This is a genomic window from Enterococcus sulfureus ATCC 49903, from assembly GCF_000407605.1.
GTDB lineage: Bacteria > Bacillota > Bacilli > Lactobacillales > Enterococcaceae > Enterococcus_G > Enterococcus_G sulfureus.
On record NZ_ASWO01000005.1, the window covers coordinates 307,898 to 327,271 of the forward strand.

Here is a 19,374-nt window from a genome sequence, read left to right on the forward strand (position 1 = left end):
TAAATAACGAATTTTTTATAAATTTGTTTATTTTACTCTGAAAAAAACTTTTAATTAAAAGCTTTGAATAATAATTATTTTTAAAAAATAACTAAAATTATAATTTTTATATTGTGAAAAATATTGTAAATTGTGGCATAATAAACTTGTTAGTTTGGTTTCATTAAATTTTGGGAGGGATTAAATGGAATGAGTAAAAAAATAATTGGAATAAGTTGTTAAGGTCGAACAAGAAAGAACGTTACAAGTCGTATAAATCAGGGAAAAACTGGGTATATGCGATGATTACGACATATGGTGGGGTATTGGGTGTTACTACATATACAGATGCAGTTTCTGCAGATGATCAAACGGGTGAAAATACAGCAACAGAAACAGATACATCAAATGTATTAGCGGTACAAGATTCTGCGAAAATACCTAGTATGGATTCTCGTGCTTTAATGCCTACGACTAATACTTTGAATTCGAGACAAGAAATATTGGATAATTTTTATTTACTATCTGGACAAGATACTGGATATGGAAAAGCAAGTGTGATTACTTCTGATACAATGAATGCAAATTTCTTATTGACACCAGATTCTGCTCAAAAAGGGGGCGCCATTATTTTTAAAGACGCCATTTCTTTAAATCAGAGCTTTCACATTAGCGGATTAGTAAATATAGGAACTAAAGTTGGACCAAACGGTGGTGATGGAGTTGCTTTCGCATTTGCACGAGATAGTAGGTTTGATAGCGAAGAAAGTATGAAAAATTTAACATTGTCTCGTGGTCAGAATTTAGGGTTATCAGGAATAAACGATTTTCTTGGCTTTAAATTAGATACATTTCATAATGATAATGATCCTTTTACCAATGGTCAATCTTTTGGAGCATTAATCAGATCTAAAAATAAAGTGATTTCAAATATAAAGAACTCAGCTGCACTAATAGAAAACCCCTTGAATAATAAGTATAGAACATTTGATTTTGATTATAGTGTTGAAACAATTGATGGATCAGATCAAATGCTAAAAACATTAACAGTAACTTATGCAACAGAAGATGCAAACTACCAAACATATTGGTCTATTAATAATCAACAAGAGCCGGAGTTTTTTGATGATGATTCTCCAGTCTATTTTATGATTTCAGCTTCAACTGGAGATAAGTCAAATCGTCAAGCTGTAATTTTAAATGAAGTCAACTATACACTTGGGTTTGATACTGCCCGTCACCAACCAACGATTGAAGATACACTGACAGATAGTAGTAAAGTAGTTGTAGGTACAGGTGTTCCTGGAGATACAATTCAAATTAAAGATTCTAGTGGTAATGTTATTGGAGAAACTGTAGTAGCTTCGGACGGAACTTATAGCGCACCGTTAGATCGACCATTGAAACCTGGAGAAACAGTTACAGCACAAGCGATTGGACCAAATGGTGAAGAATCTTTGACATCAAATCAAAAAGTCTCGTTTGATCCGAATTTACACAAACCAACGATTACTCAACCCGCTGCAGGAAATGACTCAGTTTCGGGTACAGGAATTCCAGGAGATACGATCACGATTTACGATAGTGCGGGTCAAGCTTTAGGAAATAGTGTTGTTGGCGAAGATGGTAAATATACGGTTGATTTGAATCGTCCTTTAAATGGTGGAGAAACGCTGACAGCAACGCCAACTGTAGATGGTGTCGAGAGTAATGTTTCGGAGAAAACAACTGTTCAGACGGTTGAAGAAAGTCAATCTGCTAGTTTAAGTTCTAGTACGAGTGCTTCAACTGCTATTAGTCAAAGTCAAAGTGAAAGTCAGCTTCAAGAAAGTTTAAGTAAAAGTGAAAGTAGTAGTGAAGAAAATTCAGTTAGTGAGAGTAATAGCATATACGATAGTGAAATGGACAGTCGATATGAAGAAAGTACGAGTAAGTCAGAAAGTATTATTAGCCAGTCGAATAGTCTAAGTACGAGCATTCAGACGAGTCAGTCAGAAAGTCGTTCAATTGTAGAAGCCGATCTATCAAAAAGTGAAAGTACTCGCGTATCTCTAAGTAATAGTGACAGTGATAGTCTCAGTCGCTCAAATAGCTCAATTTTAAGTGAACGAGTTAGTGAGTCGATGAGTATCTCTAAATCAAATAGTTATAGTGATCGTTTATCTGAAGCAGAGTCTACTTATGAGAGTTTGTCAGCTTCTGCAAGTAATAGTTCATCTATTATTATCAGTGCAAGCACAAGTACAAGTAAAAGCAATCAGGACTCTTTAAGCGTGTATATTAGAGAAAGTCAATCGAATAGTATCAGTCAAGCCAATAGTATCAGTGAAATGATTCGAGACAGCCAATCAGAATCTACTCAAAATAGTCTATCTTCAAGTGAAATGGACAGTACTTCAACTTCTTTAAGTAATAGTCGTTCACAAAGTAATCAAAATGCTGCATCTGAGTTTGACAGTATTTCAAAAAGTGCAAGTGAGTCACAATCTAGAGTAACTAGCGAATATACAAGCACATCTTTATCGGAAAGTACAAGTCGTTCTCAAAGCAATCAAAATCAAATCAGTGAGTACATCAGTACATCCACAAGTACTCTAAACTCACAATCAGAATCCGTGAGTGAATATCTAAGTACGTCTATGTCTGAAAGTAAGAGTCGTTCGGAAAGTAATTCAGGTGAAATGACGAGTTACGAGAGTACATCTGTTAGTGAAAGTGACTCACAATCACGTTCAGCAAGTGAGTATGATAGTATGTCTCTTTCAAAAAGTGAAAGTCAATCTGATTATAATGACGATATGATGGATAGCTATACAAGTGAATCGATCCGTAATAGTGAATCACAATCACGATCAGTAAGTGAATACAATAGCGCGTCTCTTAGTATTAGTGAAAGCGAGTACTTGGAAGATAATAGTGAAACAGAATCACTAAGTTTGAGTGAGTCAGGTTCAAATTCTGAAAGTGAATTTGTAAGTATTTCGAATAGTAATAGAGAATCTGTATCACAATCTTCAAGTGAGTATGAAAGTCTATCGAAGCAAGAAAGTACGAGTATTTCCGACAGCAATTCAGAATTAATGGAGGACTTTGAAAGTACCTCGATTCAAAATAGCGAATCTTCTTCAAGATCTGCTAGTGAATATGAAAGCACCTCGATTTCAATGAGTGAGAGTCGTTCCACTAGTATCAAGGATGACATGAATCAATATGAAAGTACCTCGATTCGAAATAGCGAATCTTCTTCAATATCTGCTAGTGAATATGAAAGCACCTCGATTTCAATGAGTGAGAGTCGTTCCACTAGTATTAAAGAGGCAATAAGTAATTATGAGAGTGAATTGGCCAGTACAAGTACCTCACAATCAAAATCTGTGAGTATCTATGAAAGTCAGTCAAAATCTGAAAGCTTGGAAGACTCTTTAGAAGACAGCGAATCAATGAGTAGTAGTGTGTCGACCAGTGATAGCTCAAGTACAAGTGCTAAAAATAGTGTGTCTTTATCTGCAAGCTATAGCGGTAGTACGTCAACAAGTTATAGCGGAAGTAGCTCGCTAAGTACAAGCATCAGTGCATCAACTTCTGCAAGTTATAGTGGAAGCACGTCACTAAGCACAAGTATTAGTGGATCTATGCGCACAAGTACTAGTGAATCCTTAAGTACAAGTTTGAGTGATGCAAGCCTTTCTGCTTCATATAGCTCAAGTACAAGTACTTCGGTTTCTGCAAGTTATAGCGGTAGTACATCAGCAAGTCATAGTGGAAGCACATCAGTGAGTACAAGTACAAGCACTTCGACTTCAGTAAGTTATAGTGGAAGTAGTTCGACAAGTGCAAGTATAAGTAACTCTAACAGCGTATCGCAATCAATAAGCATGTCTGTTTCAACTAGTTTGAGTGCAAGTATCTCATCTTCGACGAGTATTAGTAGTTCATTGAGTACTTCAGTTTCAGCAAGTTATAGCAGTAGTACATCAGCAAGCTATAGCGGAAGTAATTCAGTGAGTACAAGTAGCTCGACTAACATATCACAATCAGCAAGCACATCTGTTTCAACTAGTTTAAGTGCAAGCCTCTCTACTTCGTATAGCTCAAGTACAAGTACTTCGATTTCAGCAAGTTATAGTAGTAGTACAAGTACTTCAGTGTCATTAAGTACTCAAAGCCAAAGTACAACAAATAGTGCGAGCACAACCACAAGTAATTCTGAAACACCAAATAGTGATACAAGTCTTTCTACTTCGTATAGCTCAAGCACAAGTGCTTCGATTTCAGCAAGTTATAGTGGATCGACGAGCACAAGTTTAAGTGGCGAAAGCCTTTCTACTTCATATAGTTCAAGTACAAGTGCTTCGATTTCAGCAAGTTATAGTGGATCGACAAGTACAAGTTTAAGTGGCGAAAGCCTTTCTACTTCATATAGTTCAAGTACAAGTGCTTCGATTTCAACAAGCTATAGTGGATCGACAAGTACAAGTTTAAGTGGCGAAAGCCTTTCTACTTCATATAGTTCAAGTACAAGTGCTTCGATTTCAACAAGCTATAGTGGATCGACAAGTACAAGTTTGAGTGATGCAAGTCTTTCAACTTCATATAGCTCAAGCACAAGTGCTTCGATTTCAGCAAGTTACAGCAGCAGTACATCAACAAGTTATAGTGGAAGCAGCTCAGTAAGTGCAAGTATGAGTAGTTCAACTAGTACATCACAGTCAACAAGTACATCTATTTCAATTAGCTTGAGCGAAAGTAACTCAACGTCAATGAGTATTAGTAATTCAATGAGTGCTTCGATTTCAGCAAGTTATAGTGGATCGACGAGCACAAGTTTAAGTGGCGAAAGTCTTTCTACTTCGTATAGCTCAAGCACAAGTGCTTCGATTTCAGCAAGTTATAGTGGATCGACAAGTACAAGTTTGAGTGATGCAAGTCTTTCTACTTCATATAGTTCAAGCACAAGTGCTTCGATTTCAGCAAGCTATAGTGGATCGACAAGTACAAGTTTGAGTGATGCAAGCCTTTCTACTTCATATAGTTCAAGTACAAGTGCTTCGATTTCAGCAAGTTACAGCAGCAGTACATCAACAAGCTATAGTGGAAGCAGCTCAGTAAGTGCAAGTATGAGTAGTTCAACTAGTACATCACAGTCAACAAGTGCATCTATTTCAACTAGCTTGAGCGAAAGTAACTCAACGTCAATGAGTATTAGTAATTCAACAAGTACTTCGATTTCAGCAAGTTACAGTGGATCGACAAGTACAAGTTTGAGTGATGCAAGTCTTTCAACTTCATATAGCTCAAGCACAAGTGCTTCGATTTCAGCAAGTTACAGCAGCAGTGCATCAACAAGCTATAGTGGAAGCAGTTCTTCAATGAGTACAAGTACAAGCACGTCAGACAGTGAGTCAAATACGACTTCAACAAGTACGTCAGACAGCGAGTCAAACACGACTTCAACAAGTACGTCAGAAAGTGAGTCAAATACGACTTCAGCAAGTACGTCAGCAAGCGAGTCGAATACAGGCTCAACAAGTACGTCAGTAAGTGAGTCGAACACGGCTTCAACAAGTACGTCAGAAAGTGAATCGAATACAAGTTCAACAAGTACGTCAGTAAGTGAGTCGAACACGGCTTCAGCAAGCACGTCAGAAAGTGAGTCAAACACGACTTCAACAAGCACGTCAGGTAGTGAGTCGAACACGGCTTCAACAAGTACGTCAGCAAGTGAATCGAATACAAGCTCAACAAGTACGTCAGAAAGTGAATCGAATACAAGCTCAACAAGTACGTCAGAAAGTGAATCGAATACAAGTTCGACAAGTACGTCAGTAAGTGAGTCGAACACGACTTCAGCAAGTACGTCAGCAAGCGAGTCGAATACAAGCTCAACAAGTACGTCAGCAAGTGAGTCGAACACGACTTCAGCAAGTACGTCAGAAAGTGAATCGAACACAAGCTCAACAAGTACGTCAGCAAGTGAGTCGAACACGACTTCAGCAAGTACGTCAGAAAGTGAGTCGAACACGACTTCAGCAAGTACGTCAGAAAGTGAATCGAACACAAGCTCAACAAGTACGTCAGCAAGTGAGTCGAACACGACTTCAGCAAGTACGTCAGAAAGTGAATCGAACACAAGCTCAACAAGTACGTCAGAAAGTGAATCGAATACAAGTTCGACAAGTACGTCAGTAAGTGAGTCGAACACGACTTCAGCAAGCACGTCAACTAGTGAGTCAAACACAAGCTCAACAAGTACGTCAGCAAGTGAGTCAAACACAAGCTCAACAAGTACGTCAGAAAGTGAATCGAATACAAGCTCAACAAGTACGTCAGAAAGTGAATCGAATACAAGTTCGACAAGTACGTCAGTAAGTGAGTCGAACACGACTTCAGCAAGCACGTCAACTAGTGAGTCAAACACAAGCTCAACAAGTACGTCAGCAAGTGAGTCAAACACGGCTTCAACAAGTACGTCAGCAAGTGAGTCAAACACGACTTCAACAAGCACGTCAGGTAGTGAGTCGAACACGGCTTCAACAAGTACGTCAGCAAGTGAATCGAATACAAGCTCAACAAGTACGTCAGCAAGTGAATCTACTACGACTTCAGCAAGCACGTCAGCAAGTGAGTCAAACACAAGCTCAACAAGTACGTCAGCAAGTGAGTCGAACACGGCTTCAACAAGTACGTCAGACAGCGAGTCAAATACGACTTCGACAAGTACGTCAACAAGTGAGTCTACTACGGCTTCAGCAAGCACGTCAGCAAGTGAGTCAAACACAAGCTCAACAAGTACGTCAGCAAGTGAATCGAATACAAGTTCGACAAGTACGTCAGTAAGTGAGTCGAACACGACTTCAGCAAGCACGTCAACTAGTGAGTCAAACACAAGCTCAACAAGTACGTCAGCAAGTGAGTCAAACACGGCTTCAACAAGTACGTCAGCAAGTGAGTCAAACACGACTTCAACAAGCACGTCAGGTAGTGAGTCAAATACGACTTCGACAAGTACGTCAACAAGTGAGTCTACTACGGCTTCAGCAAGCACGTCAGACAGCGAGTCGAATACGACTTCGACTAGTCTGAGTGCAAGTATTTCGATTTCAACGAGTATTAGTAGTTCGATGAGCACAAGTACATCTGTGTCAAACAGTCTAAGTGACTCAATAAGTACTAGCATGTCATTAAATGAAGGAAGTACTAGCACTTCAGATACAACAGATGCAAGTGAATCGATGAGTCTAAGTGAGTCAACAAGCACATCACTTTCAGATAGTCTAAGCGACTCAATGAGCATTAGTAATTCGTTGAATGATGACAGTGACAGCACTTCAGATACAACAGATGCAAGCGAATCGATGAGTTTAAGTGAGTCAACAAGTACCTCACTTTCAGATAGTCTGAGCGACTCAATGAGCGAAACAGATTCTAACACCTCAAGTGATTCGGATACAAGTATTACCGGCACTTCGGATGGCACATCCTCTGGTTCTGGATCAGGCTACACTAATGGATCTAGCTATAGTGGATCAGATTACAGTACAGGAAAAGTCTTGCCAAGTACGAATGAAAATACAATTTTCTCAAATGAAATGACGCTGATTGGAATGGCAACTGTAACGTTAACGTTGTTACTTGCAAGAAAACGTCGTAAAGAAGAAAATTAATCTAAAAAAACAAGGCGAGACGAAAAATATTCGTCTCGCTTTTTTTGTAAAATGAAAATCTTAGTGTTTGGTTAATTTCACTAAAAAGCGTATAGCAATGACTTTTTCTTTTAAGAAGAATATGCTATTATGAAGGAATGAAGTGTATAGATTGCTTTTTGGAATAAATCGAAAAGCAGTAAGGGGTGACGAATTTGTACGAAAATACAAATGGAAATGAAACAGTACGTTGCTCTTTTTGTGGCAAAGCCCAAGAAGAAGTAAGAAAGCTAGTTGCTGGTCCAGGCGTCTACATCTGTGACGAATGTATCGAATTGTGTAAAGAAATTATTGATGAAGAATTTTCTGAAGATACGATTCATGAGTTATTAGAAGTGCCAAAACCACAAGAACTATTAAAAACATTAAATGAATATGTAATCGGTCAAGACCGCGCGAAACGTGCGTTAGCCGTAGCGGTATATAATCATTACAAACGTATCAATGCGAATAATGAAACAAATACTGAAGATGTAGAACTTCAAAAAAGTAATATTTGCTTAATTGGACCTACAGGATCAGGGAAAACATTTTTAGCACAAACCTTAGCCAAAAGTTTAAACGTGCCTTTTGCGATTGCAGATGCGACAAGTTTAACTGAAGCAGGATATGTAGGTGAAGATGTTGAAAATATTCTATTAAAATTATTGCAAGCGGCAGACTTTGATGTAGAATATGCACAAAGTGGAATCATTTATATCGATGAAATCGATAAGATTGCACGTAAAAGCGAGAACGTATCGATCACACGTGATGTTTCTGGTGAAGGGGTGCAACAAGCTTTACTGAAAATTTTAGAAGGAACGACCGCAAATGTTCCTCCACAAGGTGGCCGTAAACATCCACATCAAGAAATGATCCAAATCGATACAAGTAATATTTTATTTATCGTTGGTGGTGCTTTTGATGGAATTGAAACGATCGTAAAAAACCGTATGGGTGAAAAGACGATTGGTTTTGGTAGCAATAATCAAAAAGTACCAGATAAAGACAGTGTTATGAAATACATCATTCCAGAAGACTTATTGAAATTTGGTTTGATTCCTGAGTTTATCGGACGCTTACCAGTGATGGCAGCATTAGATAAATTAACTGTAGATGATTTAGTACATATTTTAACTGAGCCTAAAAATGCTCTAGTTAAACAATATACGAAATTATTAGCTTTAGATGATACAGAGTTAGTCTTTGAAGACGATGCTTTGCGCGCGATTGCGAAAAAAGCAATCGAACGTAACACCGGAGCACGTGGATTACGTTCAATTATTGAGGAAATCATGATGGATGTGATGTTTGAAGTCCCATCTGAAGAAGCAATCGAGAAAGTGATTATCACAAAAGCCGCAGCGCTTGAAGAAGACAAACCAACAATTATTTATGCAGAAGAAAAAGCCGGATAGCACAAAATGGGGGAATCGCATTTGGATTTCCCCTTTTTTAGGAGGAATACTATGAAAGTACACAATGCCGATATCGTAATCAGTGCCGTATCGCCTGCGCAATACCCAGATACGGATCTACCTGAGATCGCGTTAGCAGGACGCTCTAATGTCGGAAAATCGTCATTTATCAATACGCTAGTTGATCGTCGTAATCTAGCACGTACATCATCAAAACCTGGGAAAACGCAAACGCTCAATTTTTTCATTATTGAAAATGCCTTGCATTTTGTGGATGTTCCAGGATACGGATATGCTAAAGTATCCAAAACCGAACGGGCAAAATGGGGGAAAATGATTGAAACTTATTTAGCTGAACGCGAACAGTTAAAATCAGTTATCTCTTTAGTTGATCTACGCCACGCACCCTCAGTAGAAGATGTGCAAATGTATCAATTTTTGAAATATTACGATATTCCTGTTATTGTAGTCGCTACAAAAGCAGATAAAATCCCACGTAGTAAATGGAATAAACACATTAGCGTCATCAAAAAAGCGTTAGATTTTGATGAGCAAGATGAATTTATTTTATTCTCTTCTGTTACCAAACAAGGAAAAGAAGAGGCATGGGCAGCAATTGAAGCCGCAATGGTAAGACCATAAAAAAGAAGAACCTTCTATTTAGAAGGTTCTTCTTTTGTTTCAGATGCCTCATCGTCTTCTGGTAATAGAAAACGACTAATGTCTACTGCTTCTTTTTTATTTTCCTCAGGAGGCAAAAACGCAAAGTCTTCTAAGCGTTTGTCTAAGGCATCATCACGTTGAAATTTTAATCCCATGAATTATTCCCTCCAATTTAGTAATAGTGTACCATGAAGCAAAAAAAATAAAAAGCTAGTCGAAAGGTTCGACTAGCTTTTTTAGACTTTATTTAGCAACTGGTTTTTTTAGTAATCCGAAGAGTACACCAGAAACGATTGCACCGATAAAGATGAATAATAGATACATAATTGGTTGACTTACTAATGGAATGACGAAGATTCCACCATGTGGTGCTAACGATTTAATATCTAATGCACCAACTAAACCACCTGTTAATGCTGAACCAACTACGAAACTTGGAATCGCACGTAATGGATCGGCTGCAGCAAATGGAATCGCTCCTTCTGTTACGAATGAAAGTCCCATTACAATATTCGTTAAACCAGCATCTACTTGACTTTGATCAAATTTTTTCTTGAACAATAAAGTTGCCACAAAAATTGCTAATGGAGGTACCATACCACCAGCCATTACAGCAGCCATAACTACTGAACCACCAGAAGTAACAGATTCAGATAAGCTCAATGTCGCAAATACATAAGCCGCTTTGTTGATAGGTCCACCTAAATCGACAGCCATCATACCAGCTACTAATAAACCAAGTAAGATTGCATTCGCACCACTTAATGAAGCTAAGAAGTTATTTAAGGCAGTGTTGATCGCACTTACCGGGATATTGATAAAGGTCATTAAGAAACCGGTAATCAATAAACCAAAGAATGGGTAGAATAAAATCGTTTTGATTCCACCAAGAGATTTTGGTAGGCCACTGAAGATTTTTTTCAAGAATAAGATCACGTAACCAGCTAAGAACCCACCGATTAACGCACCTAGGAAACCAGCACTCTTCATGTCGCCAAAACCATTAAAGGCATATCCGCTATTAGCTAAAGCACCAGCAGCAAATCCGACGATCAAACCAGGACGATCTGCGATACTTGCGGCGATATATCCAGCAAAAACAGGTAACATAAAGGCAAATGCAGCACTACCGATTTGGTTAAAGTTGGCAGCCATTGGATGGTATGAACCTAATTTGCTCAATTGATCTTGAGGAACACCCATAAATTGGTCGATCATGAAGGATAATGCGATCATGATTCCGCCTGCGATAACGAATGGCAACATATGCGATACACCATTCATCAAGTTTTTGTAGATTTCTTGGCCGACAGATCCTTTAGACGTTTCTTCTTCAGCAGTATTGCTAGAATTTTCAGCGTGATAAACTGGAGCTTTTCCTTCAACAGCTAATGTTAATAATTCTTCTGTTTTACGGATACCATCACCAACTGGACGATTTAATAATTTTTTACCATCGAAACGATCCATTTCGACTTTTTTATCTGCAGCTACGATAACAGCAGTTGCACGTTCGATATCTTCAGCAGTTAAACGGTGTTTGATTCCATCCGAACCATTCGTTTCAACTTTAATATCGATACCCATTTCTTTGGCTTTTTTCTTTAATGAATCTTCTGCCATATACGTGTGGGCAATTCCTGTTGGACAAGCTGTCACTGCGATCACGTATGGACGATCACTTGCTGCAGATGTTGCGTTAGCTGCTTCAGCCTCAGCTTTTGCTTCAGCTTCTTTTTCTTTTGCTTCTTCAGCTTCAGCCGCTGCAAAAATCGCTTGGACTTGATCAGGTGTTGTTACTTCTTTTAGACTAGCTACAAACTCTGGGTTGATCAATTGGCGAGATAATGCTGCTAATGCTTGTAGATGGGTATCGTTTGCGCCATCTGGAGCTGCGATCATAAAGAATAAGAAGGTAGGTTGACCGTCTAAAGCTTCATAGTCTACACCAGCATCTGATTTCGCAAATAATACAGTTGCTTCTTTTACAGCTGCATTTTTTGAGTGAGGCATGGCAATACCATCACCTAGACCAGTTGATGTTTGCGCTTCGCGTGCTAAGATTCCTTCTTTAAATGTTTCAACGTCACTGATGCGGCCAGTGTCGTACAATTTTTGAACCATTTCATCGATAGCACCGCGTTTGTCAGTTGCTTTCAAATCCATGATCATTGCATCTTTTACTAAAAGATCGTTGATTTTCATTGTATTTCCCCCTATAAATTAAGATAATTTGGTAATGACAACTTCAGGTAGTAACTCATTGATAAATTCTGCTGTAGCTAAATCATCTGAAAATGCTGTTGCACTCCCACAGGCAACTCCCCATTTAAATGCTTCAACTGGATCGTTTTCCTTAGCAAAAGCTCCGATAAAGCCTGCGATCATTGAATCACCAGCACCAACTGAATTTTTCAAAGGACGTTTCAGTACATTAGATTGATAAACTCCTTGATCACAAAATAGTAAAGCGCCATCTCCAGCCATTGAGATCAAGACGTTTTGAGCACCTGCTTCACGTAATTTTTCAGCATAAGGGAAGATGTCTTCCATTTTCTCAAATGAGGTATGATACATTTCAGCCAATTCATGATTATTTGGTTTTACCAATAATGGTTGAGAAGATAGAGAGTTTAACAAATCTTCACCAGTTGTATCGATGACAAATTCGGCTCCTTTTTCTTTGATCAAGGTGATCAATTCTTGATAGAAGTTCGCACGTAAGCTTTTTGGTGTACTTCCGGCTAGTACGACGATATCACCAGTTGTTACGTTTGCAAGTGCTTCTTTAAGTGCATCGATCTCAGCGTCAGATAAAACTGGTCCAACACCATTGATTTCAGTTTCTTCATTTGCTTTTAACTTGATATTGATACGTGTATCGTCTTGCACACGGGTAAATGCACAATTGATACCTTCTTGTGTTAACCAATCACGGATAAACGTTCCAGTGAATCCACCAAGAAAGCCGAGTGCAACAGAATCCGTATCGATTCGTTTTAAAATACGAGAGACGTTGATTCCTTTTCCTCCAGGAAGTTTAAAATCAGTCGCCATGCGGTTAACCGCACCCATTTCTAGTTGATCGACATGCACGATGTAATCGATAGAAGGGTTTAATGTCATAGTATAAATCATAGTGTGACCTCCTTTATAGTTGTATGCAGGGATAATCGTTTACGAATATCAGAAGGACAGTGATCAGTAATAATTTCAGCAGCATGTACGGGTGCAACTTGAACAAAATTGATCGTTTGAAATTTAGTGGCATCTGCTAAAATGAAAGGACGCGCACTATTTTTTAGACCAATTCGTTTGAGATGAGCTTCTTCGATGTCTGGTGTTGTGAATCCTGCATGTAAATCAATCCCGTTGATCCCAATAAACGCTTGATCAAAACGATAGTGCTGCAATTGTTCACTTGTCGTGACACCGGTAGAGGCTTGAGTAGAAAGCTTGACATTACCACCTAAAATAATCGTTTCGATTTGATAGTCACTCAGCTGTGCTGCGTGTTTTACCGAATTCGTCACGACTTTTAATTGGACGTCAGTTGGTAAAAAAGGAATCATCTGGAAAGTTGTTGTTCCAGCATCTAAATAAATAATTTCATTTGGCTGAACGAGTGAAGCCGCATATTTGGCGATGGCGATTTTACCTTCGACATTGACTTGGCTTTTTTCATTCATATTTGCTTCAACGTTCAATGTGTTGACTTTTTTTGCGCCTCCGTGGACACGCAATAGTAGACCATGGTCTTCCATAAACTGTAAATCTCGTCGAATCGTGGACTCGGAAACGTTCAATGAATCAGTTAATTCAGTAAGCGTCACCATCTCATATTCTTTTAATAAAGAAAGGATTCGTTGTCGCCGTAGTTCTGTAAGCATTTACAATCACCCCATCACGCAGTATATTAGCATAGAATTTCGCATTAATCAATCAAAAACAGTCAAAAACAGTAATAAACAATCAAAAAAACCCTTTCTTCATGAAGGGTCTTTTTTCGAATTTTCATATTATTCTAATCTGAATAAATTTACGTAAAAAATCAAAACGCTTCCTATATAATATAAAGCGTTTTAACTAGTTTATTTTATGTCATTCTGACGTATGAGAATGAACAAGAGTAATCATAAAAGGATAGTAGACTATTCTAAGCTTAGTTGTGGTCTGTAAGAACGATCAAGAGCAGTAAAAATGTAATGTAAAAATCTATATGAAGAGTCACTTTATATTTTTTTGAATCTGGTTTTGTGGAAGCACACGAGCTTAAAAGTAAATGGCAATTTATTCGTTGTCTGTTTATATAGATACATTTAAAGTAATAAAGTAGAATTTAATTATGTGAAAAGAAAAAATGGAACTTTTTATATTAAAGTGCCCATTGATTCTTTACTTATTGAATTACTGTAAATAAACTATTTTTCAATATTAATTACTAAGATAGATTAAGAAAAGGATCTATATTATTTAAATATTATCGTTATATTATTTTTTAGAGAATATTATGACTATAAAACCAAGTAGAGCCTGTATCGCATAAGATAGGCTCTTTTTTTATAACAAGTTTACTCAAGTTATTTCATTTATTTATATATATATTGTTATTTTTTAATCAGTCGCTTATAAATCAAGTTTCGTGCCAATTAGAATTTGAAAATTTCACAAGCAGTTTCTTTGTCTTTTTCGTTATTTTTGTATATGGTCATACTTGGTGATTTATTTCACTGAGTAGAAGAAGAGAGGAATTATTTTTTTATGGCACTAAACAAGAAGTTTACGAGAGCAAAGCTCTTAATCATTATCATCACAACTGTGTTTTCATTCTCAAGCATGTCGGATGCGTTCTTTTTAAAATCCTATTCGGCAATTCCTTGGTTTATTTTGTGCGCGATTGTGTATTTTTTCCCTTATTGTATTATATTGTCTGATTTAACAAGTGTTTACCAAGATGAAAAAGGGGGAGTATATTCTTGGTTAAAGGAAACCAATACGGAGAAAGTTGCATTTATTGCTACGTTTTTATGGTATGGAAGCTATTTTACCTGGATAATTAGTCTAGTTATGAAAACGTGGATTCCTTTATCTATCTTGATTTTTGGTAAAGATTTAACGGGTTCGAACCAATCAGTGTGGCACCTTTCAGCGATCCAATGGGTAGGGATTTTATCGATTTTGTTAATTATCGTGATGACGCTTGCCACTTTTGGTGGGTTTCGTAATATTTCATTCTTTTCGGTAATGAGTGGTCGCTTTATGCTATTTTTAGTTTCAGTAATGTTTGTCGGTAGTTTATTTTTGTTCATTGGTCATCACGGGCAATTTGCTGAACCGTTACATGTGAACAATTTATTTAAATCGCAAGGGCAGTTCCAAACGCCAATTGAAAACTTATCCTTTTTATTATTTGGGATCACCGCATTCGGTGGATTAGATACCGTTTCTAGTCTCGTGAATAATACCGGTGAATTAAAACGGAATTTTGGGAAATATCTATTAGTCAGCGGTATTGTTATTTTAAGTATGTATATTTTAGGTGTCATCTTTTGGGGTGCAGGAATCAATGTACAAGAATTTATCCATGGACCGTATCATTTAGGGAATTTAATGTATGGTTTAATGGGTCAATTGAGTTTGAACATTACGAATCTTTTGGGCCTAAGTGCTTCAGCTGGAGCTGTATTAACAACGATCTTTATGCGCTTGACCGCACTGACTTTATTCACTGCTTATATTAGTTTATTATCGATTCTATTTTTTGTACCTATTCGTTCTTTATTAGAGTCGATTAGAGGAATGAGAGGGGATAATGTAACGGAAGAAAGACAAAAAATACAATTGAAAAAAGCGTTAGGTTTACAAGCTGTATTTATTGCGTTATTTGTATTTGTGTTATCGTTCCAAAATCAATGGGCCGCAGCACTATACAATAAATTAACGATCATGACGAATATTTCACGTTCGATTCCTTATTTATTAGTTGCGTTGTCGTATCCAAAATTCAAGCAATTGTACCCAACACATCCATATCTATCATTTGTAAATAATAAAAAGGTGACGTATCTTTTAAGTGGACTGGTAGCTTTAGCTGTTTTCTTAGGCATAGTCTTCTCAGTTTATCAAAAGATCTCAGTCAAACAATTTGTCGATGCATCGTGGTTGGTTAGTGGGCCACTTTTATTTTCAGTTGTAGGATATGTATTTTATAAAATGATCGTGAAAAATCCAAATAAATTAGCATAGAAGGTATGAAGGAATGACAACAGTTTATCGAATGGGGACACGTAAAAGTAAGCTTGCGCAAATCCAAGCAGATCAAGTGGCTGAATACATTCATGCGCATTTTCCCGATATTAAAATTGAAAAAGTATTGATCACGACAGAAGGTGATCGTAATCAAAAAGATAGTTTATTAAAAATTGGTGGCCAAGGTGTTTTTGTGAATGAAATTCGGCATCGTTTATTGGACGAATCAATCGATTTTTGTGTCCATAGTGCCAAAGATCTGCCATCGGTGTTACCAAGTCAATTGACGCATGCTGCTTATTTGCCACGTGAAGATGTTCGAGATGTTTTGGTTACCGCAGATACGATTGAAACCATTGATCAATTGCCGGATCAAGCCAAAATTGGTACCAGTAGTAAGCGGCGTTTATTTGAATGGCAGAGCATCTATCCACAGTTTTGCTACGAGTCGATTCGTGGAAATGTGGATACACGGTTAAATAAAGTTGTGACCAAAGAATATGATGCCACGATCTTAGCTATGGCCGGTTTAAATCGCTTGAAGGTCTCTTTAAGCGATCTAGGCTTAAAGGCACATGTCGTAGAGGTTCAAGAACCCTTTATTCCAGCTGTTGGACAAGGTGTGATCGCTGTGGAATGTTTGCGCACAAATCAGCCATTGATTGAGTGTTTATCAAAAATCGATGATCCGCTAACACGCATGGCGATTACACAAGAACGCGACTATCTAGCAGAATTTGGTGCTGGATGTAATGTGCCTATAGGCGCTTATGCAAAGGTAGTGGATCAACGGCTAAAATTTCAATCGATTGTTTTCAATGAAGAAAGTGGCCACGTAAATTATCATAATGAGTGGTTCGATATTTCATCATCGATCGGTAAAGAAGTCGCTAGAAAACAAAAAGAATGGTTAGAAAAATGATAAATGATCCTTGCTTATTATTATTACGAATGCCAGCAGATAATCAAAAAGATCGTCAGCAACGATTTAAACATTATCGTGGCCAAGTCGTAGAGTGCCCGTTGGTCGAGATTTCTGTCGATTTTACTTGGTCTGAACAAAGAATGGTTGAGTTTCAGCGAGCGAATACGTTGTTTTTTACGAGCAAATACGGAGTACGACTATTTTTTCACTTGTGTTTTGAACAAGAGATCTCACAGCAAACGTTGGCGAATTATCGTTATGTCTGCATTGGCGAACAAACGAAAAAAGCTATTTTAGAAGTCGTCACACCTATTCAGGAGGTATTGATAGCAAAAGATTTATCAGCAGTGAAGATGGAAGAGGAATGGTTAGCTAAATCAGCAAGTATCAGTTCAGGAGAATGGTTATGGATCAGCGGAAATTTATCGGCTGATGTAAGATACCCAAATATCTTTACTCAGTGGCGGATTTATCAAAATCAAGCTGTCTCTGGCTATGAACAACTGCTAATGAGTTGTCTCAAGCAGCATGAAATTACAGATGTATTCGTGAGTAGTCCTTCAATTTTTAAACGTTTTTATGAAGTGGCTAATGAATACCTTCAGATTGAATCACTTCGTTTCTTTGTTCTAGGTGAAACGACAACTAAGGCGATTCAATTAACAAATCCAAAAATAAAAAAGATCCAGGAGATTAGATGATATGATGAGTCCAAGTGTTTTATTTTTATATACGACGGTAGATGGTCAAACAAAAAAAGTAGCAGATGCCTTACAAAAAGAACTAGAAGTAGCTAACGTTGTTTATCAGTTGGAAAATTTAGAAAATTATGATCTAGCTGATATCCATTGGAAAAACCAACTAGTTATCTTGATGGGAGCTGTCCATACTGGTGGATTTGATCCAAAGCTAATTGCTGCCAGCCAAGACGACGCCTTTATTCTTCATAGCGATCAGACTCATTTTGTGGCTCTGAATTTGATTGCAAGAAATAAAGAGAAGACTAAGATCGAGAACAATGTCTATGTACGTGAATTTTTAGCAGCAACAGCTTGGCAACCAGCCCACACTGAAATTATTGCTGGCGCTTTGAATTACACGAAGTATACGAAAGAGAAGCAAGATTCTATTTTAAGAGTGATGGCGATTACTAAAGGGCCAACGGATATTACGAAAGACTACGAATTTACCGATTGGCAACAAGTTTCTGAATATGCACAAAAAATTGTTGGATTTGTCAAAGGAGAGGGCAAATGAAGAATAGAACCTATTTAGATGCGGCACTAAAAAAAGAGACGGATACGATTCCAGTATGGTATATGAGACAAGCGGGGCGCTCACAACCCGAATACCGTAAATTAAAAGAAAAATATTCGTTAGAAGATATCGTCCATCAGCCGGAATTATGCGCAGATGTAACCGCACTACCAGTAGAAGATTATGGTGTCGATGCAGCCATTTTGTTTAAAGACATTACGACCCCATTTCCAGGGATCGGTGTTCCTGTGTATATCAAAGACGGTGTGGGACCAATTATCGATGAACCGATTCGTTCAATGCAAGATGTCGTAAACTTACGTCCTTTTGAACCAGAAGAGAGCACGCCATTTGTTTATGAAACGATTCGTATGTTATCTCAACAACGCCTAGAAGTTCCGTTGATCGGTTTTGTTGGGGGACCTTTTACGTTAGCGAGTTACATGATCGAAGGAAGACCTTCAAAAAATTACGCCAAGACAAAATCATTAATGATCTCACAACCGGATGTCTGGCATTTGTTGATGGATCATTTGGCAGAGATGATTATTAAAGATGCACATGCTCAAGTTTTAGCTGGTGCCAGTGCTTTGCAAATCTTTGATTCGTGGGTGGGAAATTTAAATGTCCAACAGTACCAATTATTCATAAAACCTGTAATGCAGAAGATTTTTAGTAGTTTAAAAGCGTGTCAGGTGCCGATTACGTTATTTGCTTTTGGCGGTAGCCACTTGATTAGCGAGTTCAAACAATTTGAAATCGATGTGATTGGTTTAGACTGGCGTCTATCTTTTTCAGAAGCACGAGCACAAGGGGTCAAACAAACGCTTCAAGGGAATTTGGATCCCGCCTTTTTGACTTGTGATTGGTCAGAGTTAAAACAAGAAACCACGCGTATTTTAACTGAAGGAAAAGAAAACGGATCGTTTATTTTTAATTTAGGACACGGCGTATTTCCTGAAGTAGAACCTAGCACATTAAGACGATTGACTGATTTTGTGCATAATTTTTCTAAAAATTGATTTTTTAAAAGTTACGATTTATATTCAACTTAAAGTAAAGGTGGTGTGACAAAAGTCTGTCACACCACCTAAAAAACGAATAAACGGCGTTCCAGAAGTAGCTCCTAAGGAAACAAGCCGAATCATTACCGAAATAGATGAACCTATTATCGGCATGATTCGGCTTGTTTCTTGGA

12 protein-coding genes are annotated in these 19,374 nt (G+C 37.8%); 8 read left to right on the forward strand and 4 right to left on the reverse strand.

What is annotated here, in order from left to right; all coding sequences use genetic code 11:
- Window positions 1-215 precede the first annotated feature (215 nt).
- From I573_RS11285 to yihA, 3 genes are all read left to right on the forward strand, one after another.
- Window positions 216-7,643: an Ig-like domain-containing protein gene (locus I573_RS11285; RefSeq protein ID WP_016252705.1), complete on the forward strand. Its 7,428-nt coding sequence runs from the start codon at window positions 216-218 to the stop codon at window positions 7,641-7,643.
- Window positions 7,644-7,837: 194 nt separating this feature from the next.
- On the forward strand, window positions 7,838-9,082 hold the full coding sequence (gene clpX / locus I573_RS07545; protein WP_035020708.1) for an ATP-dependent Clp protease ATP-binding subunit ClpX: 1,245 nt from the start codon (window positions 7,838-7,840) through the stop codon (window positions 9,080-9,082).
- Between the two features lie 51 nt (window positions 9,083-9,133).
- Complete coding sequence (gene yihA / locus I573_RS07550; protein WP_016185614.1) at window positions 9,134-9,724, forward strand: ribosome biogenesis GTP-binding protein YihA/YsxC; 591 nt, start codon at window positions 9,134-9,136, stop codon at window positions 9,722-9,724.
- A 14-nt stretch (window positions 9,725-9,738) separates the two neighbouring features.
- Here yihA and I573_RS11530 read toward each other — a convergent pair whose 3' ends face one another.
- The 4 genes from I573_RS11530 to I573_RS07565 form a co-directional block, all read right to left on the reverse strand.
- Window positions 9,739-9,900 (reverse strand): SPJ_0845 family protein, encoded by a 162-nt coding sequence (locus I573_RS11530; protein WP_016185613.1) that lies wholly within the window; start codon window positions 9,898-9,900, stop codon window positions 9,739-9,741.
- An 88-nt stretch (window positions 9,901-9,988) separates the two neighbouring features.
- Complete coding sequence (locus I573_RS07555; protein ID WP_016185612.1) at window positions 9,989-11,950, reverse strand: PTS fructose transporter subunit IIABC; 1,962 nt, start codon at window positions 11,948-11,950, stop codon at window positions 9,989-9,991.
- An 18-nt stretch (window positions 11,951-11,968) separates the two neighbouring features.
- On the reverse strand, window positions 11,969-12,883 hold the full coding sequence (pfkB, locus tag I573_RS07560) for a 1-phosphofructokinase (protein WP_016185611.1): 915 nt from the start codon (window positions 12,881-12,883) through the stop codon (window positions 11,969-11,971).
- Window positions 12,880-13,635 (reverse strand): DeoR/GlpR family DNA-binding transcription regulator, encoded by a 756-nt coding sequence (locus I573_RS07565; RefSeq protein WP_016185610.1) that lies wholly within the window; start codon window positions 13,633-13,635, stop codon window positions 12,880-12,882. Before I573_RS07565 ends, pfkB begins: the two co-directional genes overlap by 4 nt.
- Before the next feature lie 871 nt (window positions 13,636-14,506).
- Here I573_RS07565 and I573_RS07570 point away from each other — a divergent pair.
- The 5 genes from I573_RS07570 to hemE are packed head-to-tail and all read left to right on the forward strand — an operon-like array spanning window position 14,507 to window position 19,198.
- Window positions 14,507-15,991, forward strand: a complete 1,485-nt coding sequence (locus I573_RS07570; protein WP_016185609.1) for an amino acid permease — start codon at window positions 14,507-14,509, stop codon at window positions 15,989-15,991.
- A 13-nt stretch (window positions 15,992-16,004) separates the two neighbouring features.
- Window positions 16,005-16,916: a hydroxymethylbilane synthase gene (gene hemC / locus I573_RS07575; RefSeq protein ID WP_016185608.1), complete on the forward strand. Its 912-nt coding sequence runs from the start codon at window positions 16,005-16,007 to the stop codon at window positions 16,914-16,916.
- Window positions 16,913-17,620, forward strand: coding sequence for a uroporphyrinogen-III synthase (locus tag I573_RS07580; RefSeq protein ID WP_016185607.1), 708 nt, complete (start codon window positions 16,913-16,915; stop codon window positions 17,618-17,620). The genes hemC and I573_RS07580 overlap by 4 nt, the downstream gene beginning before the upstream one ends.
- Window position 17,621: 1 nt before the next feature.
- Window positions 17,622-18,176: a flavodoxin domain-containing protein gene (locus tag I573_RS07585; RefSeq protein WP_016185606.1), complete on the forward strand. Its 555-nt coding sequence runs from the start codon at window positions 17,622-17,624 to the stop codon at window positions 18,174-18,176.
- Complete coding sequence (gene hemE / locus I573_RS07590; protein ID WP_016185605.1) at window positions 18,173-19,198, forward strand: uroporphyrinogen decarboxylase; 1,026 nt, start codon at window positions 18,173-18,175, stop codon at window positions 19,196-19,198. Before I573_RS07585 ends, hemE begins: the two co-directional genes overlap by 4 nt.
- The last annotated feature ends 176 nt before the right edge of the window (window positions 19,199-19,374 follow it).